We start from the raw sequence: 25,411 nt of genomic DNA on the forward strand, positions 1-25,411 counted from the left end.
GCAAATTTATAAGACCAAGAGAAAAAGAATAAGCACAAGTAAGGAGATGAAGGATGTGGCAAACAGTAAACAGGAAAGAAAAAGGATCATCTCAGTTCTCTTGGTGATCGCTCTGCTTATCGGGCTATTTCCAATGAGCGCTCTTGCTGATGATCAACCAAGCGACACCGACTACGGAAATGAAGTGAGCGTAACAGATGCCGTTTACGACGAAACCAGTGTCACGAATGCAGTATACGCTTCCGATCCGAGTCAGTTCATTTACGAGTTAAATCCGGAATGGATGAATGAACCTTATGCCTATATCCGAGAGTATATCGGACCAGGCGGAGATGTAGTCGTCCCAGAGACAATCGAAGGGAGACCCGTTTCAAGGATTTTCGGAGCAGCATTTCTGGGAAATCAAAGTATAACGAGCGTAGTTATCCCTGAAAGTGTTGAGCTAGTTGAGGTAAATGCGTTTGCATACAGCTATGGGATTAGAAGCGTCACATTTAAGAATCCAAATACGATAATAGGCGACAAGAATGGTTTGTCTGATTGGGACATTGTGATCCCATACCAAGCTACAATTATCGGACATAACAATTCGACCGCAGAAAGCTTTGCACGTAAACGAAACATCAATTTTTTGAGTATTGATGAGCCTTGGACTACTGAAACAGACTATGGATCACAAGATGCACTGTCTCGCTTCCATCGAGGTGAGGATGTTGTCGTGAGCGAGCTGTTCCCAAGTAGTGAGTTAGCCAATTATTTCGCTCACTGGATGGGTGAGCTTTGGGGACTATGGACAACACCAGTCTGGAACGGGACGATCAACGATACGATCAATAAGCGTGACGTTGAGATGCGGATGCAAAGGTTCTATCAAAACAAAGGACACTTCTCATTCGGCTCCGATGATTTCAAAGGAATCACAAGCTTAGAGGGTCTGCAGATATTCAAAGACAGTATCCTCAGCGACCCTAAGTTCTCGGACAATGCGGAGTTTCAATTTAGCGGCAATCAACTCCGCGAAGTAGATCCCCTGAGCTTCCTGAATGGGGTAAATTTTCTAGATCTCAGTAATAATCAGTTGGAGAACATTGATGGACTAAGTGGTCTTGAAAGGCTCAGTCACTTGGATGTGTCCAATAACAATTTAACCAATCTTGATGGCTTGAGTAGATTAAGAAGGTTGATCGAACCACAAACAGCGGTGACTACGAAAAGTGTACTTGATTTCAGCCATAACCGGCTCTCGAACATCGAGGGGCTAAACAATGTAAGCAAGCTTGATACACTAAATGCAAATAAGGTTGATTTCAGTTACAATTTCTTAACCAATAGTAACATTCCCACTTTATCGAAGCTGTTCAAACTTTTCGAAAAAGTAGCAAAACCTCAGTTGCTGTTCGACTACAACTATCTTTATATTGACGATCAGGCAGCTGGGAAACAGTTCTACAATGATTGGTTAGAGTTATCTGGTCTATCGAGGGGTGATGACCGTGCCAGCACTCCGCAATACAATTATCGATTCGTTAAAGGTGCTGACACGTTAAGAGTCGAGCATCGTGTCAATGGAACAGATGAGCTACTGGCATTTGAGGAATATTCGACAGACGATAAGACATTAGACTTGAATGCTTCAATCACGTACAAAGCCAAGAATTTTGAAGGTTATTCCCTCATTGGCGATTCAGGTAGGTATGTTCTAAACAAAGACCATATTTTCACGTCCAAAATCGGTACAGAGCGTCATTTGGTTAATTCAAGGAATGGATTATCGATCTCTAATGTAGGACTGCCAGATGATATGACTAGTTCAATCGCGGATGAAGGGATATTGACCACTACCGATAAAGCGGGCGAATTCAACATTGTCGGTAAAGGCACTACAGAGGTCAATATTTATAGCGAGGGGGTATCTCACGGCATTTACCCGCTCACTTTCAACACCTTCGGAAGCAAGGACAATGTCATCGTTTTCTATTATCAATCGTCATCTTCATCAGTGAAGTATAAGTTAACAGTCGGTATGGAAGGGCAAGGCACAACCTTTCCTGCAACTGGCACTTACGAATACGATGACGGAGAATGGGTTTCCATTTCTGCTCGGAATACAGTACCAGGATATGAACTTGAAAAATGGGTGATTGATGGCGAAGATTACTTTGACCCGTTTGGTTATGGGGTAAGTTTGAAAATGGATAGCGACAAAACAGCAATAGCTCGCTTCAAGCAAAACCAACCACAGCCTACACGGTATACGCTAACAGTTAATCAAGTTGGAATGGGAACAGTTACTCCGTATCCAGCAGGGAGTACGACGAATTATCCTGAGTTTGAATCGGTCAGCCTGATGGCTATTCCCTCGCCGGGATATAAATTCGAGAAATGGGTCGTAAATGGGCTTGAGTCAGACGATCAGAGTATCAACTTGTATATGGATCGCAATGTTATCGCAATAGCGCACTTCATCCCCGTTGCATCACCGCCAAAGGAATTCAAGTTGATCGTTGAAGTAGTGGGTGAAGGTCAGGTCAATGTCGTGAATGAAGAAACAAAAGAAGTGTTCCAAGATGTGCGCGGCTCAGTCGGACAGTTTAAGGAAGGTAATGAAATATCCGTATCAATGAATCCTGTTAAGGGGCATAAATTCACTAAATGGGTGATGGATGGTCAGGAAGTAGTTAAGGAGTCGCTTTTGTTTAAGATGGATGAGGACAAGATCGTCCAAGCCTATTTTGAACCAGTCGTTCCATCGCCTGAGCCAAAAGGTGGTATAACGGTTGAATTTGTTGATTGGGAAACGAACAGTAAGCTCAAAGAAGATGTAATTCTGTCGGATTTGCCGTTAGGTGATCATTCATATAGAGCTGATGCGTTTATCGGGGTATATAAGCTAATTGGAGAAGCTGTTAAAAATGTCGTACTAACAGCAGCCGAGCCATTCGGAAAGATGACCTACTTTTATAGGAAGGAAGTTGTCATCCCGACACCTGAACCAGAGCCGAAGCCAAGTCCCGAGCCGACACCTAGCCCTGATCCAGAACCAAAACCAACGCCAGAACCGAAGCCAGAACCGAAGCCTGAGCCAAAACCAGAGCCAACACCAAAGCCGACGCCAGAACCGAAGCCAGAACTTAAACCAGAGCCGAAGCCCGAACCAAAGCCAGTGCCGAAACCTGAACCGACACCAGAACCAAAGCCAGTGCCGAAACCTGAACCGACACCAGAACCGAAGCCGGAATTGCCAAAGGTAGAGCCACAGCCTGAGCCTGAAACAAAATCGAATGATAAGGAACGGGATCTTGAACAAGAGAGAGGGGCAAGCCAAGTAACAAATGTGCCTGCTCCAGTGGTTGAAAAGAAAATGGATACTTTGCTCGTTGAAGCTGTAGATCATGAGTCCGAGGAGCTTCTCCAAACTGAGGAAATCGATACATTGCACTTTGGTTTGAATGAGGTCAAAGCTCCCATTATCGCTGGCTACTCCTTGATCGGATCGGATAAGCAAACGGTATTTATCAGCGAGAATGGTGAATCTTTAACAGTTACCTTCAGGTATCTGAAAGAAGCTGAGCCGAACCAACAGTTCGGTGTTGTATATGGGGTTGTGAAGGATGCGAACGGTATTCCTATGCAGGGGGTTAAAGTCGAACTTCATTCTCATCCACGAATTACTTTTACCAACGAAAACGGCGAGTACCGCTTCGAGGATGTCGAACTTGGGAAGCATACTGTTATATTGAAGAATCCATTTACCGACAAAGAAATTTCGAGAATAAACGTGGTTGCGTACAAAGACTACAGAGACTCAGATTCGGTTACGGTTGAATCGGTGCAAGTAGCAGAAGAAGTAAAACGGTCAATCGAATTAAAAGAGTCAATGAGTACTCAACGGGTTGACTTCGTTATTGAAGCCATTGAACAACCAGAACCGGTAGCGCCTGACAAGAAGTTCCCTATCATTCCGATAGTGGCGACTCCCCCGCTAATCATTATTCTTCTGGCGTACTTCAGAAGAAGGAATGTAGTTATTTACAACGGAGCTAATCTACTGATCAAAAAGATTAGGGTGAAGGCGAAGCCTGAAACTGTCATTGATCTTACTGGTTATGCTGCAAGTGCATTCAAAGTGGTTTTCCGAAAGCCAAATAGTTTCAGAAATATTGATTTGTACATTAAATATGGCGACACCATTACGCAAGTCGAGTTGGCAGACGATCTAAACTTCATCGTGTTTTCTCCAGAAAATTAAGTACAATAATACAGAAACACCTCGTTAAGCGCGAGGTGTTTTCTTCTGTTCAGGGGTATTTATCCCGCCGCGCGAAGGTTTTCGAGAATTTTTGAGTTAACATCGTCCGACCGATGTTCTTATGTTCGTTAAACACAAAGCAGTGATAATTAGCTTGTTAATCGGGTTTTCAAATTTATCTAAGCAACATTTTTATAGCTCGTTCTCAACCAGTAACGGTTTCATGAGCTGTGAGGGGATAAATCTTATTAACAACAAGAGGAAAGGGTGATGAAAATGAAGCTCACTTGGAATGAAAAAAGCACCTTAACCAAGACAAAGGACGAAACGCAAACTCCACAATCCAATACAATTGACGACCTGCACTTCTCATTCTTCTCCATTGACGAAAGCGAGATCAATGCTGGCATCGGGGTAAGTATCGATCCGAGCCATAATTTTGACCAGCCGATGCCTGACATGGCTTCCCTAACTGAGGAAGCCGCTTTAGCCGAAGCAGCCGAAGTCGATGATGCTGTACCGACTTTGGAAAGCGATACTTCCGAACATCAGACCGATGCACCTGACACTCCCGCGGCAAAGCCGGAGGAAACCTCATCCGGACTGATTATTCATTCTGACGAATCAATAGATTCAGAATCCAGTCAGCCTGAACCTAATAATATTGTCGAGAAGAGCGCTAAGCTTTTCGCTGAAGCACGAAAAGCTATGGATACTATTCAAATTGATCCAACAGTACTTGAACCCAAGTCTGTTACTCCAGCACAAGACTCGCTTTATATCGAAGCCGATGTCGACACGATAATGTTTCCTAATGAACAGTTTGTAGATGAGTATCAAGCTAAGAGCATTCCTGTCATAGAGAAAATTGTTGAAGTTCAGAGACCTATCGATGCAAACAAGATAACAGCGACTCATACTCAAGGCACTAAACCGGTAAACCGTTTATATCGGTTTTTGCATAATGGGGTCAAGGAGATAATCAGTAAGATCGTAACAGCAATAAAGATTATATTGGTTAGTATCGTGCTTATCTCAATAGTGTCAGTTTTTTATGTACATTATGTTGATCCGAGTATACCAGTAACCGAAATTCCAATGCAGTCTTACACTACAGTCAAAGAGTTGATAATCGCTATATACAAAGACATCTTAGAGTTTGTCAATGAGGTAAAAAGCAGTAAATCATAGCATAGAATAAATTCCACCCCATCCCTCCACCCCAAGCTCTAGATTTGGGAAAGGGTTTGGGGCGTTTCTTTTACATTCTACTGACTGGGATTTATAAAAGATGCAAGTAAGTTACACATACCGAACACAACTTTATAAAATTCCGAAGGTTGTTTTATAAAAACTAAGCTGAAAGTCGCTTATCCCTTCTTTCGTATGTAGAATCTAGTCGAATTAAAGAAGGGGTTCGAACTGGAAGTGGAGAATATTTACTTTTAGAGGATCAATGAAAAGCAATTCAGAAAAGAGTGATTAAATGACGAAGAAAAATGACCCCCTTGATGAGAATAGCTCAAAGCAGCTTGCTGATATATTTAATGATTTGTTTGGAGACAGTGATCCGTTCCCTGTGTTGAAGAGGGAATACAAACCGCTCCCGTTGAAGAAAAAAGGCGATATTGAGTATGAAGTCAGGTGGCACACGACTGATTTAGAAAAGGATGGACATAAGGTCATCCATGTAGCCCAGAACCGATTCGGGGAAAGTGTCATGATCTACCGCTTAATGTATGGTGACGGTATGGATGATGTAAACATTCATATTAAGGTGAAGGTCATATCCAAAGATGGGGTAAAAGCTCCAGACTCGAACGTCCACGTACATGTTGAGAACAAACATATGGATATCGCGGATATAAAGATTGAAGGAGAACGGGTTAACAGAGGTTACGGCTCGATCATGATGGAAGGGCTAATGAAGATTGTCCATGAAATGCAAATCAAAGTTATTACAGGATGGATTTCCTCTGTAGATTGGGATCACATAGACAGATCGGAACATTTCTACAGAAAACACGGTTTCGACTGCCAACTCGATCATGAGAATAAGCGAGGTACCATTCTTTGGGTAAATAACGAGCTTGTAAATGGCGAGATTAATTAAGCTATAACGAGAAGGAGCACTACAGGATGGATGAGATAATAGAGCATGCTGAGCTATTGCAGAAAACAGTAGAGTTTAAGGAATGGTCGGGACCGATTCTCACTCGCGTATTCAATAAGACTGGTGTTCCAGGATTCGAACTTGGTTCTTTAGGATCAGCGGGCTTTCTTAAATACAAAGACAGATATTTTTTGGTTACTGCAAGTCATGTATTAAGTTTAGTGTCGGAAGAAAAAAGGCTGACGGATGTTGTAATCCCCTATCAGTATGGAACTGAAACGAAGAATCTTACGCTTATTAAGCATGTGGATGATAAAGACAGCGATATTGCAGTAATCGAGATAGATCCCCAATCGGCTAGGTTAATGGAACAAGAAAATAGAAAATGTTTTTTAGACCATACATTAATTGATGAAGATCCACTTGGTTATTTTGACAAAATCTCAAATGTTGTTTTTCTACACGGTATTACTGGTGAAGAAACGAATATAAACCATGAAAATTTCATTGTCGAAATGGAAACGACTCCTTATACAACTTATATTGAACGGGTCGATGATGCATCTAAAAGGATTGTGCTATTGGCGAGTACGGATGGAATAAACGAATTTGGTCAACACGGTCATAAATTGCCCGCTTTCAATGGAATGAGCGGCTCCTTTGCATATTCTTACAGGCGTGATGATATTGCGAATCCGTTCAGACTTCTCGGTATTTTGGCAAATGGAAATAAGGAAGCAGGATTCTTATGGGTAATTCCGTTTAACGAAGTAACTGAGTTAATTGAAAAGGAGTTCTTCTAGGTTATTTTCCCTCCCTCTCAATAACTATGAACGGAGTAGAAGCTTAATCCAAATCATGTTAGGATTGTTGTGGAGGGTGATAGCTGTGAGTGATGAAGCGAATCGGTTATTGCAAGTTGTAAGTGAACTAATAGTAATAAATGAAGTGAATTCAAAGTTAATACAGCAGAAAATAGACAGCAAACAGAATATGAAATGTAAGAGATTGTCCTTTAGCCGCGCGTTATATGATGGGGTTTTAAAAAGTACTTCCCATATTCTAAATGCTCTCTTGCAAGCTGAATCGGACTTATATTCAATTAAAAGATATTACTTGAAACCATTGCTCGAAGATTTTGTTAACCTGTACAACATAGAGAAATTTGGATTGGATTATGTCCGAGCGATGCAGGTACATTTCATGTCTGAGGATTACGATATTGATTCGAGATACAGGGATGATTATGCTCAGTTAGGGGTAAGTTTCAATAAAAGTAAGGAAGAAAGTAAAAAGCATGTTCTCAAGAAGATGAATGACCATTTCGATGAGCTTCCTTCGAATCTGAAAGATAAGTTTCATAAAGGTAAAGCAGACTACCAAAAGAACTTGTCAGTAAGTAATCGTATAACTCTTGCCGATGTGCCTAAGTATAATAACCTTTCTATAAAAGCATTTTACGATTACGCGAATGTGCATCATCACTTTGATCTTCGGTTTGACTGGCTTGCAGAAGAAGATGATACGAAATTCAAGGAAACGCTTTTGATAAAGTTAGAAGAGTACATTACGAAAAGCGCTCAGATCTTTCATGGATTATTCAAAATCAAACCTCAGAAGGAATCTTCGGAAGACAAGGGATAATAAAAGGCAGTATAGAACTCTTTAATGGGATCTATATTGCTTATTTATTATCAGGCATCAATTTTTAGAGCAAGATTAACACAGTCATAATGTAAAGATTCCCGGCATATACATAGGTAGGTTAGAACAATCAAACATAAAGGAAGAGGATACATGAGGATTCTGAATAACATTGATTCCAGACATTTTGATGAGCTAAAGCGGCTTGTAGATGGAACGGACGAGCTACATATTGTCAGTCCGTTTCTGATGGAATCATTTGATGTTTTCTTTGATGAGATTATCGCTTCTTCAGAGGTGAAGCGAGTTGTACTAGTAACTACTTTAAAGGACAATGATCCTGACCTGCTAAAAAAGGTAGATTCTTTGCATTCATTTCTTTTTAATTGTGTTACCCATTCCGTTGCTTTTCGAGTTCATGTAGACAATAAGTTACATGGGAAAATTTATATAGCACGAAAGAATGGAATTCCTGTGAGGGGTATCATCACTTCTGCAAACTTTACAGATAGTGGTCTAAACAAAAATCATGAGTGGGGCGTACTAATTGAGGATCAAGAATCGTTGAAGAAGGTTATTACCGATATCGGCAATGTAAGCAGCCACGCTCTTACTCACGAGGAGCTTCAAGGCATCATCGAAAAGATTGACAACTATACTAAAAATGTAACAGCTCAGCAGAAAACAAAGATTGATCTTGAAGTGGGTCATCTCTTTAAGAAGAAAACAATAGAACTTAAATTAGATGTTCGGTACTTCATAAAACCAGTAGGCTACTCCGACCGACCGTTCGCAACAACAAGGAAACTGAACAGCGATATTGAAAAGATGCATTTTGCTCGAAGACCTAATCCTGTCCGAATCGGAGACATCTTAATATGTTATGGGGTTGGCACAACGAAGCTCTTAGGTTATTTTGAGGTGATCAGCAATCCTTACATTTGGGATAGCACAAGCAGATGGTCATGGGAGTTAGAAGCAAAGAATTTATGTCCAGATTACAGTGAGTCGTGGGTAACATTTGATAATACGACATCCAGTGTCGTAGCATCGTATGACCATGTTTATCCTGTAACCATGTTGGCGGAAGTACACTTAGAGCATTGCAACGTGGGTCAGACAGAATACAACTGACCGATGCATTTGCTAAGCATGCCATAGAATTAATCGAAGGAAGTGTAAAATCAAAGAAGGTGAGTAGATGAAAGCCTGGGCAAATATCGACTTTCCATTCAAAACGTACACCGTGCACCTTGACCATGATTTATGTCAGTATGTCACGGAAATGAAGCAAAGAACCGAGCTTGGATGGAAGAAACAGCAGGGGACAGGAAACTGGAAGCTGTTTCGGTCGAAAGAGGAAGCCCTAGACATTTACGATATTAGCTACAAGGAAAAGCTAACCTTAATCGAGTGTAGTAACTGTAGGTAAAGTAGTTGGAAAAGCAGTACAGAATTCGCATGTCGAGCTCTGTACTGCTTTTTCTTATTCTCGGAGATGATTCTGATTTAGCAGTTACTAAATCATCAAGCCTATAAATACAGGACATTACTGTCCTCCAAATCTTGGAGTAAGGAAGGATGATAACCATGAAGTTCCTCATGGGCGTAGAAAAGAGCTATAAGCATTACAAGCGATTATTACATTCAAAAGGTATCAATCGACGAACGAAGATGATCCTCAGTGAGAAGCACAATGCCCTTCGACAGATTATCATATTCCTGTACGGAGATTTCTTAGATAACACTACAATTCATAATCAGAGGTGCGTGGAGATTTTCCAAATGAACAAATTCAGTATTCTTGAATCGGCACTCGATCTTAACTTGCAAGAACACACTTTGAGGCAGATTCTAACCAATGTTGATTTACAGATGATGGTGGTTATCGGTAAAAGCACACTTGATAAAATCAACGGGGCTAGGACTGTTTGGGATATTCGTAAAGCCATGAGGGGCTTCAATAAAGTATTAAATCGGTTTCGTTATTCTGCTTAAATTGTTCTAGTAAGTGTATTTTCAATCATGATATTTATCCAAATTTGGCAGTTGCTACGACATCAATCTTATATAAGTAGTCGATGCCCTTTTGTTGCGTCATTTGGGGTTCGATCTACAATCACAATATATCCGAAGAAAGGATTTGATCGAATGAAGTTCTTATCGAGACTTGAGAGTAATTATATTCGCTACTCGGATTTGATGAGTTCAAGTGAGACTGATCCGATGTTGAGACCACTTATTACGGAAAAGTTCAATGCCTTAAGATTTATTGCGTTCTTTATGGTTAATGAGTTTACAAGTCGCTTGTCTAGTCAATATCAGCTTTGCGTAAAAAGCTATATTTCAAACAAGCGTAACCTTAAAGCTGCAGCGGCTCAGCTAAACATTTCAGAAGAACAATTAAGAAGTGCCCTAACTGAAGTCGATAATAAGATGCGAGTCTTTGTAGGTGAGAGGACGATTGAAAATATCAATAGAGCGAAAACGATTCGGGGTGTCCAAAGTGCGCTGAGTCACTTCCATAATAATTGGAAAGGCTTCTTGGCTCAAAGTTCCTGATCTCGACGTAGCCTTGTAGAAATTATTATTAAAAATTGTAAGTCTTCCCTACGAGGCTCACAAATCGATTTTCTTGTACGGGTGGCTTTGGTATCGCAATTAAATCGATTACAAGGCGTTTAATTCTATTTGGGGGTAAGGCTTATCGCTTTTTGCTATTGTTATTCGTTCGGGTTCGGCTTCGATTACATTACAATAGAAGGAACGCGATTAAAATTTCGGTTTGGGCGCTGTCGGCTTTTTATGTTGGTAATAATCAGCGAATCATGCTATATTACCAAACAAATTTCTATTGTATGAATCGATGCAAAGGATGATCGCAGTGGACTTGAAGCGAAGAGTAGCTTTGTTCTACGGGCTTCGGTGGGAACCGTACCGAGAGACGTGTCTAAGGATAATAAACGAGAAAAATATATTGATGGATATTGATGTGAACCATGCGGTTCGCACACTTAAGCGAAGCGATCTCGATGATATTGAACTTTCATTACTTGAGTTAATCGAGGAATTTGAAAAGAATCAGTGTTAAATATCATATGGGTTGGAAAAAGGCAGTATAGGACTCGTTCATCGAGTTTTATACTGCCTTTCTTTTATAGCTCGTAAAAATAGTTGCTGGAATGTTCGAGGGCAAGTCCAAATTTAGCATCGGTATCTAGATTAACTATATAGAAGTAACGGATACGCTATTGCTTTTTGGTCGCCTAATCCCAAGGATTTCCCTTCAGGGGTATAGCTCCCCAAAGTGTCTTTCTTCTATATAAGAAGAAGCGATTCGTTCTTCGTTCCCAAGGTCGTGCCAATAGTTATCAGGATCGTCTTAAAAGAACACATTTCCTTCTTTTAATCGTCTGCCGCGCTAATGGTTCCATTCATGTGTCGCCCGTATGATTAATTCCGAGCAAAAAGGGGGACTGCACAACTCGTCATACAATACCCATTATGTGACGAGTTCGTAAAAATCGGTTGCTGTTTCGGCTCAAAAATCCTATTAATTCGTCGTACATTACCTTTTCTAAACTCGTCGTATAAGACGCTTCAAGGGGGTGAAAGCCTGTGAAAATCGATGTCTTGGTCGTTCGTTATCTGCAGCATCTTTCAATAGAAGAAAAATCCGAAAATACCGTTAAGGGTTATGGTATGTGCTATAGACGATTTATTCAATGGTTGAATTCTTCTTGGGGTGAAGTCACTGAAATTGAAGATGTCTCACAAACCATAATTCGGGACTTCAAGTCCTTCCTTGAATCCAGGATCGACCTAAGATCGGGAAAGCACTTATCTCCTATAACAATTAACCATTACTTGACTGCGCTCAAGTCGCTATTTCTATTTGCAAAGATTGAGGGTATTAAGTTTAGATCAGAACCGATCAGTGCGATTAAATTGATTCCGATTGCGCGGCAGAATGAGACACGCTGGCTCCGACCGGAAGAAGTAAAACGAATATTCCACGCCATAGAAAGGTTGGAGCGTACCAGTGATAAAAGAAAGGCTCTATATAAAGCGGTTGTTGCAATCTTAGTCAATTGCGGGTTGCGGGTCGAGGAGGTTTCCGACTTGTTGATAACCGATGTTATTCTCCAATCTGGCTTAATCATCGTAAGAAGCGGTAAAGGCGGGAAATATCGGCAAGTTCCGTTTCATCATAAGACAAGTGAGAACATTAAGCAGTGGCTATCGTTCCATGACGGCAGGTCGGGGTATTTGTTTTATTCTCAACGGAGCGCTCATATGTCGACTAGAGCTATCCAGCACATGATCGAAAAGTTATCCGAGTTAACACAGATTGAATTTACAGTTCATCAGCTTCGACATACTTTTGGTAAACGAATTACAGAAATAAGAGGGATTGAGTATGCGGCATCTTTGATGGGACATACCGACATCAAGACGACAAGAAGATATGTAGAACCTTCAATACAAGAATTACGAAGCGTTGTTGAAGAGATTGAGGAAGGATAGCTAGATTAAGGGGGTAAGGCAATGTATCGTTTTAGGGAACTTGAAAAGTTCATCAATAAAGGCGTAGCGACTATCGAGAGGAAAAGGCTCTCCCCCAATGAGCCTAAGCCGATCATCCATGAATGGTCACCGAACAATTTCCGTCGTCTTATCATTGGGTTCGATTGGGCAGTTTTTCAGCATTTTGTAACAAGCCAGCGTTCGCGTACTCTAATTGAACGTGTTGATTTAAGAACAGTATGTAAGAAGGACATGGAATTATTAGCTTCGGAACCACAGAAATATAAGTCGATCCTTTCTTCGATTATCTCGGGGCGTGTTCTATCTTCGCTTGAGGAAATCGTGTTTTGTACTGAAGGTTATCCCGAGAGGATGCTCTCCTACGACACTTTCCTCAAAGATCTGGTCGATGGAAATACGAGTTACGATACTCGCTTTCCTAGACTACGACATATTTCTTACTGTCCATGCAAGGTGGAAAACCTGTGGCATCTTTTTGAAAGGACAAAAAAGCCAACTGAATTATTACTGGGCGCAATTAAGGAAGAAGGTATCCAGATTAAACATTTCATCGAACCGCATATAGATGATTGGTGGTCGGGGACTTCGCTTCGACCACAATTCTACAGTATGGATTCAGGTGTCCTCCAGCAGTATTTCGAAAAGTTGAAAAATGAAATAGTAGCTGTAAAGCGTGCTGAGCGACTTCAGCAGATTGATGCCCAAAACGATTTTGCCGCAATTGAGAAGTATATGCCAGCTAGCAATTCGGTTATCAAATGGGAATTCGACTTAATCGACAAAGGGCAACAAATATTTATGGGGGCTTCAATCGTCAGTAAGGCTGAGTGGGCGCAATATCTGTCGTTTGAGAATTTCTGTCGGGGTATTCGTCTTCTGCTAAATATGAGTCCAGAATTTATCAAAGTAGTGCGGCGGATTGATTTTGAATGCATCATTAAAGTAATGAGGGATAACGGTGTTGATGAAGGTAATGTTCAAAACGTAGAGAGGTTTCGCGAGATAGTGTTCAAACACATATTGAAATCCGAGGATGAATATAGGCTGGAGGTAAATAAGGAAAGCATCCCTAAGAGCCTGATGATACTACAAAAATTAATAGGGATTACATTCTGTCGAGTTGTTGACATCATCTACCTTTCCTTCATTAAATACCTGACCCAAAATTCTGTCGAGTATGCTCAATTCCATTTCGAGGGGTTGAAGGAGCATATTTCTGATGTGACATACACGCGCCCAATGATCGAATGCTGGAACGATCATCTTGAAGCTGGAATAGGTAAGAAGACTATGGACACCATTGGAGCAAATGAAGTGTTGGTCGAGCAGCTCGACGTTCGCGCTAAGTATAATGAAGCAACCAAGATGTTAGATGGCTTATCAGTGGCAGGGGATGTGATCAAGGATGGATTTATTGGGACAACTCCATAAAAGCAATGAAGTAATCGCCGCGGCGGTCTATATATCGGTAGTAAACACGGATCGAGAGGAAGCCGAACGAGTTATCACCGCCCAGCTCCACCAAATTCATTCTTTCGCTAATCAGCACAGTATCGTCATTATTGATTCCTACATTGAAAGATATGGCAGCGAAGCTGAACGGAACCGGCTTCGTGAAGATGCAAGAACTGGTCGGTACCGAGTACTTCTTCATTGTGGGGATATTGATTCGGATAGTTTTTATGAATTTGGGGTTGTTGATATCAACGTTCTGCAGTACGAAGGAAAATGAAACCGTAATAAGGGAGAAGGTTACTATGGTTGAACGAAGTGTAAAGGAGTTCAAAGATGAGTGCATGAGCGTAATTTCTAAGCTGGAGTCATTGCTTGAAATTGGAATTAGTAATGATGAAATCAAGCCATATGATATTTCTGCATTAAAGGAAAGAGTCTTATCAATCAAAACGGATAATGACATAAAAAGGTTTATGGATGGATGGGACTTTATAAGGTTACAGAATCTCATGCGACTATGCGGTAAGGTGTGTTGTAAACATGTAGTTGAGCCGAATACGATAATGCAAATCTTTACTTGTAATGGTTGCCCGATTTTCTCGTTTGAGAAGAAATATCTATAGGAAGGGGTTCTCGGAAATGATAGGAAGACCCGATGGTTTACTCATTGCTCTATTTATTGATAAGCAACAAAGATGTCATTCTGGAACGTTTGTTGGTAACTACAGTGAGTTCCGCCCCGATGTGAATCTATTGAACAATCAGGAAAAGTTCCAAAAATTCTATGAGGACAGCAGGTATCTTTGTATCATGCTTCATAATTGTGTGAGTACAAAAAAGGACTTTAAGGAAGTTCTTGATTTGACTAAAGAGAATGTAAAGATCAACTGGATAATGATCTTTGACGTATTGGATGAAATTCTAAAGTACTATACTGCGGTGTCTCCATTAGGACAACCCTTAGTTCCAACTATTCCTTCAGTTAAACAGGACGCTATTAAAATTCGACATTACCTAAGAAAACGACAGGGAGAATTCGCTTTAGAGAGTCTATCGACTTTGAACATTCCAGTGCCAATGGAGCTTGGACTGCAATTGAGAAGAGCGATCAGCTAGGTTTAGTATCATGTGTTGTTTGCGAGACGAAATTAGGAGTTTTTGATGAAAATCGAACCTATCAGTAACCAGGCGATTCTATAATGGACTTTTAATACCTCAGTAGCAAAAATTTCTGCCTTATTGATGAGTAACGAAGCAGTTTAAGAAATAGTTCATCGCTAATTGGAGAATTTTTAAATGATTCTACAGTTGAAAAGAATTTTAGCATATGATGGCAGAAACAAAACATATAAACAAGACAACGACTGTAAAGAATCAAACAAAGATCAAGCAGAGAAAGAACAGCAATCCAGAACAGGTAAGATCCGAGGATAATCTATACGACTTCTCCGATCTCCCTCCATCCCACCATCCTCGACTAGATAGACGGACTCAACGGTAATCACACTTCACCGAGGTGTGATTTTTTTTTTTTGCATACTGCTTCTTTGATTGGGTGAGTTGAAAACAACTTACGGAGTTGGCTCAAGAGTCGTAGACATAAGAGTAGAAACAAATTTTAATGACAAATATCAAGGAGGAAGAATGGCATGGAAAAACGAGAGTCCAAGTTCGGAGAAGTAGTTGATCGCATCGGTGGATTGGGAATCGTTGTAAACAACGATAATGACGAAGGGCTGGCTTGCAATGGTCTGTATGGCTTAGTGGATAAGGAAGACAATTTAATAATACCTTGCGAGTATCTCAATTTGGAAATGGTTGATCACGGTTTGATTAGGGTCGAGAATCAGAACGGTGTCTACGCATATTTAGATCAACAAGGGAAAGAAGTAGTTCCTTTCTCGAGGGGATACAATCTTGTGGGATCATTCTCTGATGGGAGAGCTATCGTTGGTAAGTACACTCAACCCGTGGTGGACTATCTAGACACGTATCATGAAAATGAGGAAGAAGATGATCCAATTGATTTCCTTGACGACCCTTTCAACGGTTCTGAGCGTTCTATCTTACATTATAACCCTTATTGTCCTAAGCTCTTGGGTTACATCGACCAGTATGGTAATGAAGCGATCCCATTACAGTATCAAGAAGCCAATTATTTCTCCGAGGGGTTAGCCGCAGTTAAAGGTTGCAATGATAGGTGGGGGTTCATTGATACCACTGGTCGGACGGTAATACCTTTCGAGTTCGATGAAGTGTTTGAATCTTATATTCCCGGTTATGAAGGTTTTATTGAAGGGACGGTAGTAGTCAAGAAGGAGGGCAAGTGGGGGACGATCAATCAAGACGGTACTACGGTAATTCCATTCGAATTCGATGAAGTCCTCGAGTTTTATGTTGAAGGTGCAATTGTTTTTAAGAAAGATGACAGTTGGGGTGCAGTCACCCAAAGTGGCGAGATTATTGTTCCATTCCACAGTACTAAACTGGGGAGAGTTGTAGATTTGATCAAAGAAATGATGTCGGTGAGGGAAAATACCGACCTCTTAGTATCTCCTAAGAAGCAACAAGTCAGGTAAAACCCTCAATGGAGATGGTGTTCAAGAGCATCATCTCATTTTATTTCTTCATATTTTTCAAGAGTCCGAGGCTAGAGAGTGTACGCAAATAATAACTAGGAGGCAAATAGTATGGAAAAGAAATTGGTTAAGCTTGAGGGCTACAGCAGCGCGGCGAAATCTGGCATTGGCGAGTACAGGGATAACAAGGGCAGGGGACTAACTGGCTTTTACAGAAACGAGAATGAGAACTCATTTGAGGTTATGGAATTAAACAGGGGTCATCGAGTTGTAAGCTATAAATTCCCAAAGATCGAAATTCCGTTCAAGTCAAAAATGCATAGTTGGCGCAACTTAGCATTCAGTTGTGATTGGTACTACAAAGATGAGCAGGTTAGAATCGACAAACTTAAAGAAGCTGTGGAAGATAGACAAAAACCATTTGGATATGTAGCACTAACAGATGATGCTATGTTCTGGTTCGAAGGAATGGCTTTAGAATATGCAATGACGCAACAAATCAGGTATGGAGTTTCATTTGGATTCGTTGGTAATCACACTTTTGGGCAGCACTTCGATTTAGAAGCCTTTATCAGATCATATGAGTTGTTGGAAGAAGCTCACTACGGAGAACGAAAAGGTTTCATCATGAATGAGTTTGTCCAAAGCAAAATCCGGGCACTAAGTGAGCAAAAGATTCTCGACTGCCTTCAGGGGTATTTAAGCGGGAAAACAAATAGCGATTACGACCTGATCCTTTTGGGCTTACTGTTCGGTCACCCTATCGAATCGACATTTGCAAGCCTTGTCGGAAGCATGGTATACAACAACAAGTCCTAATCCCATCTCAGGGGTATCCTCTTTCGATGCCCCTAAAGAACAGCCCAAAACATTCGATCATACAATCCTAAACAAATGGAGGAATTAATATGAATAACTACATCTATGCTAGAAGTGCAAAGCAGTCTCCCGAAGCAATCAATGCCCAGGTCAAAGAGTGCATGAAGTATGCCAATGAAAAAGGGATTCTCATTGATGAAGTATTCATCGATGATGGATATAGCGGCTTAAGCAAAAATCGACCGGGCTACAATAAGCTCCTAAACACCGCCAAGAAAGGAGATACAGTAATTGTTTCTACAGTGTATAAATTGTCTCGCGACAATTTTACACTTCATCTACTTATAGGAGCGATGCAGTACAACTTCGTATTTTTAGATCACTTGGACTTTTCAATAGATGATGATTCTAAAGTGTTCGAATTATATTATAGCTTCTGGTGGCAAGAGTGGTTAAAGCGAAAGGGAAGTCGGGGTAAGGGGATCTCAAAATGATATAAGACTGACAAGCCGCCAACTAATGTGGCGGCTTGTTTACGTCTTTGACGCCCCTAGCTCTTGGTGATCCATCTTAACACGTCCATAAAGGGAAGGGTTTATTAGATAATTTGTCGAAATATTACAGCGAATGGGGTAAAAGAACCGGCATCATGGGACAGCCGTAGAGAAAGATCGTGAGAATAGGTCATGCTGAATAGATTCTCAAGAGATTGTGGATTAGGAGTGCTGCTCAATAATGTTATTTACACCAGACTATATTGAAAATTTGCTAAGAAGTTTAAACCAAACATGGTTCCAAAATGAATTGGCTATCCTTTACAGCAACTCCCGAACCGAAATGAACATCAGAGACAAGTTCAATCTGCTTTTCGCAAATGTCCTTAAAGACGATAACGATTACTTTATCCAGCGTGAGTGGGAGAAGCGGCGTGATTTGGCAATAATTCGATACCGTAACAAACAGACAAATCCTGTAGCATTATTTGAATTCAAGGCGCGACATGCATGGTTCATTGCTAGTACTGAACGAGGGAAAAAGAATGGTGAAAGTGGTTATGAAAAGGTGTTTTATGGGGACTCAGGAGTAAGAAATGGTGTACTACAGGATATCAATAAACAGGCTATATATTCAGAGAAGATCCCCTGTTACAATATTTTGATTGGTGTAAATCCTTTGAGCAGAATCCCTAATAAGTACAGTGTTTTCAGTAAGGATTGCAAGGAGATCAAGCGTATTAATTAATCTTTTAATAAATTCGGTAGCGCAGCGAGGATTAAGGAATTGTGTAACTCTAATGTTAAGAGCTTTTGCGAAAAGCAAGATCACAGTTTCTTCGCATTGGAATACAACATTGGTGAGGCGCTCGATATCGAGTGGGAAATGCTCTTATGGGGTATCTATAGGAATCCTTGATCGTTTTTATTTGAAAAGGGGGTATTCGATGGCGAGTATTAACGAACTCATTGATGCCATAGTTCAGGTACTACTTGAGGAAAAGGCATACGACATACCGACTGTTTGCAATAAGTATGGATTGGAAAGCGGAGATGAGTCTGAGGCATTTAGCAGTAGAAGGGTTTACGTCCAAAAAAGGCTCAAAGGTAAGGATCAATTATTCCTCTTGGACTTAGCTAAGCGAATTATAAATGACTACGGCTCAAAGGCAAACTCATTATCAAAGTTGGTTCTTCGACTTAATCCTACGGGACTTTATACAATCAGTGAGATCACAAGGCGAAATATCATGGATGAACTACATGCCAGAAACAATATCCCAGGTAAATACGAATTGGTCGACTTCTTGAATCGGATATGGGATTTGGACAGCATGCCTTCAACTGATTCCCGCTTTAAGACCGCTTCAGGTGATATATGGCAACATATGATCAACAATTCAGACTGGGATGAAGTCTACTTATATGAGAAGTACTTAGAACTAATGATAGCGCCTGATGAAATGTTTATTAAATTCTTGGAACAGGTCGTCCATCCATTGGTTCGACAGCAGGACGAGCAGGACGAATATATTGAATTCATCAATAAGCATTTAGGAAATGACGGATATAAGTTTAATCTGGCGGACAATATTTCAGGGTTTCCAGTCTACCGTATCGATAAAGTGCTTGATGGGGTAAAAGGCAATGTGAAAAATCTGATCTTCGCCGCGGTGGGTCAGAAGCCTGAAATTGTAATTAGTGACTCGATCAATAACGACATTAGAATTGTAAAGCATGAAGAGAACTGTTTAGTTTACGACCGTACTATTCCGAATACAGGTCTGTATTGGGCTGACCTAGTATCGTGGTGGGCTGATAGGAATGGGGTATCAGAGCCAAATTTAGAGACGGAAAAACAGCTCTATGTGCGTTTATTTCAAACATTAGCTTCTCCACCAGAGAAGCTGCTATTTAAGAGTTACTTTAAATGTTTTAAGGATTTGTTCGATAAGAACTTTCCTGCACTAATACCTCAAGTCTATTTACATTATGATCCCTACACGATAAAACAGCGAGCAGGAAAAGCGTATTTACCAAGACAGCGTATGGACTTTCTCCTACTGTTTTCAAACAAGCAGCGTATCGTCCTTGAAGTAGATGGAAAGCAACATTATTCTGATGAAGATATATCTAGTCCCAAAAAGTACGCCGAGATGGTTCAAGCCGACAGAGAATTAAAACTCAACGGGTATGAGGTCTATCGATTCGGCGGGTATGAATTGATGGACGAGGAAGCGGGAGTAAAGATCGTTAAAGAGTTCTTCGAAGGACTGTTCAAAAAGCATGGGGTTAAGCCTTCGTAACTTACGATAGAGGAAAATAATCCAGATGCCTAATTGCGAACGATTAATAAATTGAAGGGGTTGCGGTAAATTGCGTCTTCCGATTGAAGATTGGTTAGTAAGTCAAAACGTATCAATTGATGCTCGGGATCTACTCGAGGAGGCAATTGTTTGCTATAAGGCATCTGCGTATAGAGCCAGTCTGTTGCTGTCGTACTTATCTTTTCAGACAATCTTAAAGGATCGCGTTCTGAACTCATCTAAGCCAGATCAATATCCAGATTCACTTTGGAGGCAAAACATCCAAGATCTTGGAGAAGATGAAGTATGGGATACGGCAGTGTTTGAGATAACAAAGAGAGCAGAAGGACCTGTACTGTTCCCTTTGACTGAGGATTTAAGACAACAATTAGCTTTTTGGAGAAATCGCAGGAATGATTGCGCACATGCAAAGTCTAACTTAATCAAGGCTCCACATGTAGAGTCATTTTGGTATTTCATCCAATCTAACTTGCCGAAATTCAAGGTCAAAGGGGGTAAAAGCTCGGTTCTAGCAAAAATAAAAGTACATTTCACTAGAAGCTTAACACCAGTTGAAGCCGATCCTGATCCGATTCTTCAAGAAATTCCATTAGCAATGCCGGAGCGGGAGTACAGATCATTTCTTGATGAAGTGAAGGAAGCCTTATACGGTGGTTATCCCATTGAAATTTATGATAATGAGCAGAAACTAGTGTTCTGGCATCGGATGTTCAGATTGCAAGAAAACTTTGTCGTTCAACTACTTCAATTCATGAAAGCCAACATGAAGTTGTTTAGAGCAGTGTTGAGATATGAACCAAGTATAGTTCGGTTTTGCAGGAATGACCCTGAATTAATCCGATCTTTATGGTATGCACCAGGTGAGGATACTAATCCGCGTGTAGTAACTGCTCTACTTCGACAACAATTAGTTCCCGCGGCTCAAGTTGAGGAATGTGTTAAGAGACTTATCGAGTGTCAAGCGATTCTCGATCCCGCAGAACTATCCGAGGAAGAGGAACTGAAATATTTGTTGGAAAATAACTTCGTCGAGTTATTTAGAATTTATGCGTTTAGGGAAGGCTCAATATCGTTATTTGATTGGGCAAATCATCATAAAAAGAGAACAGTCATTTGGTACTTAGAAAAGTTCGGATTTGATAAGGATGTAGTGACTGCTCTTTATTCGGCTTTTTGGTCAGAGCATCACCCTTGGCATTTAAGGGATGCCATTCGTGTTTTATTTACATCAAGACCTGAACTCAAGGAGCAGTATATCGACGCATGCAGAGAATTCGATGCTCTTACTGCAGACAGATTGTTATAATACGAGCTTCATTAAAATTCAGCAGCGTATCTTTCTGCTTAGGTAAATTATAGTGCAGTTCTAAAGAAGCAGGGAAATTTAAAAGTTTATACTGCAAGGAAGAAAAGAACAGAAGTGATGTGGAAAGAACACATCACTTCTGTTCTTTTCAGGAGACGAGTTAACTACAGCTTTCTGTACATCTGCTGATTCTGCGGCGTTTTCCCTAATATCTCAAGGGAGTTACTTGCATGGTTCTCGGCGTAGTTTAAGAACATGGAGCCAAGCTTAGTACGATTGCCCTTAGCGATCCGGTTCCACTCAAAGCCCCGAAAAAGGTCTTTGACAAGGAATTCCTCACCTTGATCCAGACTTGGAACAGTTGCTTTGGCAATGTTCATCAAGTCCTCCAGAGAAGTGTTTTTATCGATTCTCATTTGACATTCTCCTTTCTGTTCAGGATCATTCATAGTAGCTAGTAGCTACTAGCTACTAGCTACTAGCTATATAGTACATCTGCTTTCCATATCCGTCAAGTCGTATTTGTTTGGGGTATGTTCAATATTTACTTGCATTAAATCACCGTCCAAGTTAGAACTACAACAACCTCAATGAAAGGCGGTAACGCCTATCTCTTTGAAAATGTAAATTCTAATTGGAGGTTGTTATGGACAGAAAAGAAATAATAAAGGCGTTAAGCAACCATTTTGGGGTTACTCCTAAGTACATGGGGGTTCCGAGTTTCGCTTACCAGATTGAAACAGCCGCGGGGATTTACTCGATTGACAGAGCGGGCAAGATCACGACTTCGAAAGGCACGGAGGTTGATCTCGACAGCGTACTAACGGAACAGGTTGTTGTGATGCAATACGAACCACGCGAACCAAATGATCCAGTTGAACCAGTCGATCAAGTTGAATCATGCGATCCAGCCGAGCCCGCGGCAAGCTCAAACTCCCCACTTGAAGTGGTCGTACCGCTGGTAGGTCATACAGGGGTATCCCTAAGAAATTTGGTTAATTTGCTTTACAGCAAACAAGTACTTGTAAAAAGATCACTTGGTATTGAATCGAATATTATCGAAGATGATTTTGCTAAAGCCATCAATGAAGCTAATGTCGATACACTGGAAAGTTTCAAGACAGTGATATCTGAAATTGGTGAACAATATTGCCCAGGCATAGCCTTCAGTTTCGACAGCAGTACGATCATCTTTAAGTTTTTCCAAGCCGAACGCAGTCCTGAAGAGATACATTCCTATACACAGCTTGTCGGACTGTTGAACCAGACTGCGATGAAGTTGAAATATACATTACCCAAAGGCAAGGACACCGACAACGATAAGTTTACCTTCAGACTTTTCTTGATCCGACTCGGTATGGTGGGAGATGAGTATAAAACGACCCGTAAAATATTGTTGGCGAAGCTTGAGGGTCACTCTGCATTCAGGGGTGGCAAAAAACCAGAGAAGGTTACGTCTGAAGCATTATAGGTTTAGTTTCAGGAAGGGATTAAAACGCCACCGGTCGAATTTTGTATCAAGAAATTCGTCTTGTGGAGTATTTGTTTCAAAATGAATCCTAAGTTGATAGCAAATAATCAACCCTGTCGAAGTCCAATTGACAGGGTTGATTTTTGCGAAATATTAACTGGCAGGCTTCCTTTTTCTTTTGACTTTGTCTGCCTTTAGTTCTTCAATAACCTCAGCGATTGATAAATCATATTTCTTGATGGCAAAATCGACCACCAACATCAATTCCTCGTAAGTCCACATTACGACTTTCTTTTTGTACCTTCCGGCAAGATCCTGCAACACGGCTACAAAACCCTGTTCAAGTTCCCCTGCTACCACAATTCCTAAAACATTGACAGTAGTGTCCTTACATTTATAAACAAACTGTTGAAGCATCTCATAAGCTTTCGTGTCTGTTGGTTTTATCGGTTTCTTCTCATAACTCTTGGCTATCCCTACAAATACGGCATCGTCCATACCAAGCATCTGGATGGTAAAGCTGATATCACCGTATTCTTGTCCATGATGCGGATGTAATTTATGATCAGTAAACGTTACAAAAGGTTTCATTATGCAGCGGACGCTTTTTTCATGCTGACAGGCTTGACAGGCATCGACACTATGTTTAGAACATTTTTCTGTAAGTAAACTCAACACTTCAGCAAGTTCATCGCGGCGTTTAGGGGTAATTCTCCGATCCCAGACGGGCTTAAATTGTTGAAGTTCTCTCACTTTGAACATGACTTTCGAAGCGACTCTAGATGAATATTGAACGACATTGTTTTGAAGATAGAAGGATTCTTCTTCGTGCGAAAATCCTTCATCCGGAAAATACTTGTTTATGATCTTTTCGGTAAGTTCGACTAAAGTTGATTTAGGATTAATTACGACTCCATCATACCAGGAGTCTATTCTGACTTTGTGATCCATTAAGCAGCGAACGTTATCCTGTTGAAGTTCAGTGTAACAGAATGAACATATGACCTTTGGAGCCTGTCCTCTTTTTACAGAAACCGTTAACAAGTCGGTGTTTCCGCAGTGATTACAGGTGATATCTGCATAATGGTCGCAACTATCGCAGTAAGGATAGAAGTGGGCAATGGTATGCTTCTTCAGTGAACCTACAATTTTATCAACATTTAAGTCGTGGAGCTTAAAGCTCTCGATCTTTTTCACCTTACAGGTGACAACTGCTTTAATGACTTCCAAAATAACTTTTTTCTCGTCATTTGTAGTTGTGAAGGCAACAAGATCGGGATCTTCATCAAGTCCAAATGATTCGAACTTATCATCGATTTCGCCATTTTCCTGTATGGAGTTAATGTAATTCATGATCTGTCCGATTCGCCAAATCCCCCAACGTCTCATTTCAGAGGCTTTAAGCTGACGGGTAAGATAAATCTTGCCTTTGTCATTGTTGACCCCAAGAGTTGAGAAGAAGTCTCCGTCCTCGTCGATTGCTTCTTGATAAACTGAACTTGGCGAGTCGTACCCATCGAATTCAGTAAGTTGCCCAACCTTATTACCAAGATCACTGTCAGCCAAAGTAACTTTGCTTGGCTTACCTGATTCGGGGTCAGGATTGCTCAAAGTGGTTCTTTTCATTGACTCTTTGCTAAACACACTGTTGACAATCTTTTTGGTGATGTTTACAGGTGAAACAAAGCAATCAAAGGCTCTTTCAAGAGTTTTGGATATTGTTCCAACCAATGACTCAGTAGGTATACTAATGCTCACAAAGCTTTGATCAAAGTTGATCCATAAGAAGCCGAACTTCAATTCGTAAATAAAATCGGACTGTTCGGTTTCAGGATTGATGTAATTATATCTCTCCTGATACTGTAACGCGATTTCTACCGTTTCGTGATTGACAACGGTTTGGTCAATAGCAAGTAGCCCAAATATGGTGTCATTGGGGTAAGTGATTGGCTTGAGCAACTCATTCATTTTGGACACACCAGTATTATTCTTCTGATCTGCAATGAATGAGGAAGAACTCAGTTGAGGGTTATGCGGACGCAGCATAAACAGCCGAAAATTTGGTCTACGGCTGTATCTGTTATCTTCAAAACAAGTTTCGATATCAGATTCTGTTATCTCTGGCGAAATAGCCACAATCTCAACAAGCTTTTGCTTGTCAAGTCGCTCCAAAGCCACTTTCAATTCTCTTTTAACTTCACGTTTGACAACCACACGATAACGATTGATTAAATCCTGTTCGTCTACCTTTGAATATAACAGGTGACGTATTGCTCCGTTCTGGACATGAAGTAATTTATCTGCGTGTTTTTCCGACATAATAACCCCCCCTCTAAGAAACATTGAATACTAAGACTATTGTATCACATTTCCAGAATTGTGATGAGGGATGTCGAGAAGGAGGAA

Annotated in this window: 22 protein-coding genes; 20 read left to right on the forward strand and 2 right to left on the reverse strand. The window is 40.7% G+C overall.

The genetic code is table 11. From position 1 onward, the window contains the following. Positions 1-55: 55 nt before the first annotated feature. The 19 genes from L6439_RS06695 to L6439_RS06785 all read left to right on the forward strand — a co-directional run bounded on the left by L6439_RS06695 (position 56) and on the right by L6439_RS06785 (position 21,534). Positions 56-4,249 (forward strand): InlB B-repeat-containing protein, encoded by a 4,194-nt coding sequence (locus tag L6439_RS06695; protein ID WP_213468916.1) that lies wholly within the window; start codon positions 56-58, stop codon positions 4,247-4,249. 270 nt (positions 4,250-4,519) lie between these two features. Continuing rightward, positions 4,520-5,440 carry a hypothetical protein gene (locus L6439_RS06700; RefSeq protein WP_213468917.1) on the forward strand — a complete coding sequence of 307 codons (921 nt, stop codon included), beginning with the start codon at positions 4,520-4,522 and terminating at the stop codon, positions 5,438-5,440. Positions 5,441-5,735: 295 nt separating this feature from the next. Next, the gene (locus tag L6439_RS06705; protein WP_213468918.1) at positions 5,736-6,362 is read left to right on the forward strand and encodes a GNAT family N-acetyltransferase; all 627 of its coding nucleotides are present in this window, start codon (positions 5,736-5,738) and stop codon (positions 6,360-6,362) included. A gap of 26 nt (positions 6,363-6,388) precedes the next feature. Beyond that, positions 6,389-7,165 carry a hypothetical protein gene (locus L6439_RS06710; protein ID WP_213468919.1) on the forward strand — a complete coding sequence of 259 codons (777 nt, stop codon included), beginning with the start codon at positions 6,389-6,391 and terminating at the stop codon, positions 7,163-7,165. An 85-nt stretch (positions 7,166-7,250) separates the two neighbouring features. Further along, on the forward strand, positions 7,251-8,006 hold the full coding sequence (locus L6439_RS06715; RefSeq protein ID WP_213468920.1) for a hypothetical protein: 756 nt from the start codon (positions 7,251-7,253) through the stop codon (positions 8,004-8,006). A 153-nt stretch (positions 8,007-8,159) separates the two neighbouring features. After that, a complete protein-coding gene (locus L6439_RS06720; protein ID WP_213468921.1) occupies positions 8,160-9,140 on the forward strand; it encodes a phospholipase D family protein in 981 nt (326 codons plus the stop codon). Between the two features lie 651 nt (positions 9,141-9,791). Then, positions 9,792-10,004, forward strand: coding sequence for a hypothetical protein (locus tag L6439_RS06725; RefSeq protein WP_213468922.1), 213 nt, complete (start codon positions 9,792-9,794; stop codon positions 10,002-10,004). 153 nt (positions 10,005-10,157) lie between these two features. Further along, complete coding sequence (locus tag L6439_RS06730) at positions 10,158-10,568, forward strand: hypothetical protein (RefSeq protein WP_213468923.1); 411 nt, start codon at positions 10,158-10,160, stop codon at positions 10,566-10,568. 1,056 nt (positions 10,569-11,624) lie between these two features. Further along, entirely contained in the window at positions 11,625-12,533 is a 909-nt protein-coding gene (locus tag L6439_RS06735) for a tyrosine-type recombinase/integrase (RefSeq protein ID WP_213468924.1), read from the forward strand. A 21-nt stretch (positions 12,534-12,554) separates the two neighbouring features. Further along, entirely contained in the window at positions 12,555-13,985 is a 1,431-nt protein-coding gene (locus L6439_RS06740; protein WP_213468925.1) for a hypothetical protein, read from the forward strand. After that, the gene (locus L6439_RS06745; RefSeq protein ID WP_213468926.1) at positions 13,960-14,286 is read left to right on the forward strand and encodes a hypothetical protein; all 327 of its coding nucleotides are present in this window, start codon (positions 13,960-13,962) and stop codon (positions 14,284-14,286) included. Before L6439_RS06740 ends, L6439_RS06745 begins: the two co-directional genes overlap by 26 nt. A gap of 362 nt (positions 14,287-14,648) precedes the next feature. After that, positions 14,649-15,125: a hypothetical protein gene (locus L6439_RS06750; RefSeq protein ID WP_213468927.1), complete on the forward strand. Its 477-nt coding sequence runs from the start codon at positions 14,649-14,651 to the stop codon at positions 15,123-15,125. 180 nt (positions 15,126-15,305) lie between these two features. After that, the gene (locus tag L6439_RS06755; protein ID WP_213468928.1) at positions 15,306-15,443 is read left to right on the forward strand and encodes a hypothetical protein; all 138 of its coding nucleotides are present in this window, start codon (positions 15,306-15,308) and stop codon (positions 15,441-15,443) included. Positions 15,444-15,658: 215 nt separating this feature from the next. Continuing rightward, entirely contained in the window at positions 15,659-16,588 is a 930-nt protein-coding gene (locus tag L6439_RS06760; protein WP_213468929.1) for a WG repeat-containing protein, read from the forward strand. 111 nt (positions 16,589-16,699) lie between these two features. Next, the gene (locus L6439_RS06765) at positions 16,700-17,407 is read left to right on the forward strand and encodes a hypothetical protein (protein ID WP_213468930.1); all 708 of its coding nucleotides are present in this window, start codon (positions 16,700-16,702) and stop codon (positions 17,405-17,407) included. Positions 17,408-17,496: 89 nt separating this feature from the next. Further along, positions 17,497-17,901: a recombinase family protein gene (locus L6439_RS06770; protein WP_213468931.1), complete on the forward strand. Its 405-nt coding sequence runs from the start codon at positions 17,497-17,499 to the stop codon at positions 17,899-17,901. Between the two features lie 241 nt (positions 17,902-18,142). Continuing rightward, positions 18,143-18,649, forward strand: coding sequence for a hypothetical protein (locus L6439_RS06775; protein WP_213468932.1), 507 nt, complete (start codon positions 18,143-18,145; stop codon positions 18,647-18,649). Between the two features lie 199 nt (positions 18,650-18,848). Then, positions 18,849-20,207: an AbiJ-related protein gene (locus tag L6439_RS06780; RefSeq protein WP_213468933.1), complete on the forward strand. Its 1,359-nt coding sequence runs from the start codon at positions 18,849-18,851 to the stop codon at positions 20,205-20,207. Between the two features lie 70 nt (positions 20,208-20,277). Next, on the forward strand, positions 20,278-21,534 hold the full coding sequence (locus L6439_RS06785) for a hypothetical protein (RefSeq protein ID WP_213468934.1): 1,257 nt from the start codon (positions 20,278-20,280) through the stop codon (positions 21,532-21,534). Positions 21,535-21,698: 164 nt separating this feature from the next. Here the strand turns inward: L6439_RS06785 and L6439_RS06790 are convergent, their stop codons facing one another. Beyond that, complete coding sequence (locus L6439_RS06790; RefSeq protein ID WP_205571027.1) at positions 21,699-21,950, reverse strand: single-stranded DNA-binding protein; 252 nt, start codon at positions 21,948-21,950, stop codon at positions 21,699-21,701. A gap of 230 nt (positions 21,951-22,180) precedes the next feature. On the opposite strand from L6439_RS06790, the gene L6439_RS06795 reads away from it, so the two are divergent. After that, positions 22,181-23,005: a hypothetical protein gene (locus tag L6439_RS06795; protein ID WP_213468935.1), complete on the forward strand. Its 825-nt coding sequence runs from the start codon at positions 22,181-22,183 to the stop codon at positions 23,003-23,005. A 153-nt stretch (positions 23,006-23,158) separates the two neighbouring features. On the opposite strand, the gene L6439_RS06800 is transcribed toward L6439_RS06795, so the two are convergent. Next, the gene (locus tag L6439_RS06800) at positions 23,159-25,324 is read right to left on the reverse strand and encodes a hypothetical protein (protein ID WP_213468936.1); all 2,166 of its coding nucleotides are present in this window, start codon (positions 25,322-25,324) and stop codon (positions 23,159-23,161) included. Between the last annotated feature and the right edge of the window lie 87 nt (positions 25,325-25,411).

The organism is Paenibacillus dendritiformis (assembly GCF_021654795.1).
Classification (GTDB): domain Bacteria; phylum Bacillota; class Bacilli; order Paenibacillales; family Paenibacillaceae; genus Paenibacillus_B.

What these genes read in the sequence shown, in the direction of transcription:
- L6439_RS06800 (WP_213468936.1), bottom strand. Translation starts at nt 25,324, where the DNA reads ATGTCGGAAAAACACGCAGATAAATTACTTCATGTCCAGAACGGAGCA.
- L6439_RS06770 (WP_213468931.1), top strand. Translation starts at nt 17,497, where the DNA reads ATGAATAACTACATCTATGCTAGAAGTGCAAAGCAGTCTCCCGAAGCA.
- L6439_RS06780 (WP_213468933.1), top strand. Translation starts at nt 18,849, where the DNA reads ATGGCGAGTATTAACGAACTCATTGATGCCATAGTTCAGGTACTACTT.
- L6439_RS06775 (WP_213468932.1), top strand. Translation starts at nt 18,143, where the DNA reads ATGTTATTTACACCAGACTATATTGAAAATTTGCTAAGAAGTTTAAAC.
- L6439_RS06795 (WP_213468935.1), top strand. Translation starts at nt 22,181, where the DNA reads ATGGACAGAAAAGAAATAATAAAGGCGTTAAGCAACCATTTTGGGGTT.
- L6439_RS06745 (WP_213468926.1), top strand. Translation starts at nt 13,960, where the DNA reads ATGGATTTATTGGGACAACTCCATAAAAGCAATGAAGTAATCGCCGCG.
- L6439_RS06720 (WP_213468921.1), top strand. Translation starts at nt 8,160, where the DNA reads ATGAGGATTCTGAATAACATTGATTCCAGACATTTTGATGAGCTAAAG.
- L6439_RS06755 (WP_213468928.1), top strand. Translation starts at nt 15,306, where the DNA reads ATGATTCTACAGTTGAAAAGAATTTTAGCATATGATGGCAGAAACAAA.
- L6439_RS06740 (WP_213468925.1), top strand. Translation starts at nt 12,555, where the DNA reads ATGTATCGTTTTAGGGAACTTGAAAAGTTCATCAATAAAGGCGTAGCG.
- L6439_RS06725 (WP_213468922.1), top strand. Translation starts at nt 9,792, where the DNA reads ATGAACAAATTCAGTATTCTTGAATCGGCACTCGATCTTAACTTGCAA.
- L6439_RS06705 (WP_213468918.1), top strand. Translation starts at nt 5,736, where the DNA reads ATGACGAAGAAAAATGACCCCCTTGATGAGAATAGCTCAAAGCAGCTT.
- L6439_RS06710 (WP_213468919.1), top strand. Translation starts at nt 6,389, where the DNA reads ATGGATGAGATAATAGAGCATGCTGAGCTATTGCAGAAAACAGTAGAG.
- L6439_RS06760 (WP_213468929.1), top strand. Translation starts at nt 15,659, where the DNA reads ATGGAAAAACGAGAGTCCAAGTTCGGAGAAGTAGTTGATCGCATCGGT.
- L6439_RS06700 (WP_213468917.1), top strand. Translation starts at nt 4,520, where the DNA reads ATGAAAATGAAGCTCACTTGGAATGAAAAAAGCACCTTAACCAAGACA.
- L6439_RS06750 (WP_213468927.1), top strand. Translation starts at nt 14,649, where the DNA reads ATGATAGGAAGACCCGATGGTTTACTCATTGCTCTATTTATTGATAAG.
- L6439_RS06765 (WP_213468930.1), top strand. Translation starts at nt 16,700, where the DNA reads ATGGAAAAGAAATTGGTTAAGCTTGAGGGCTACAGCAGCGCGGCGAAA.
- L6439_RS06730 (WP_213468923.1), top strand. Translation starts at nt 10,158, where the DNA reads ATGAAGTTCTTATCGAGACTTGAGAGTAATTATATTCGCTACTCGGAT.
- L6439_RS06790 (WP_205571027.1), bottom strand. Translation starts at nt 21,950, where the DNA reads ATGAGAATCGATAAAAACACTTCTCTGGAGGACTTGATGAACATTGCC.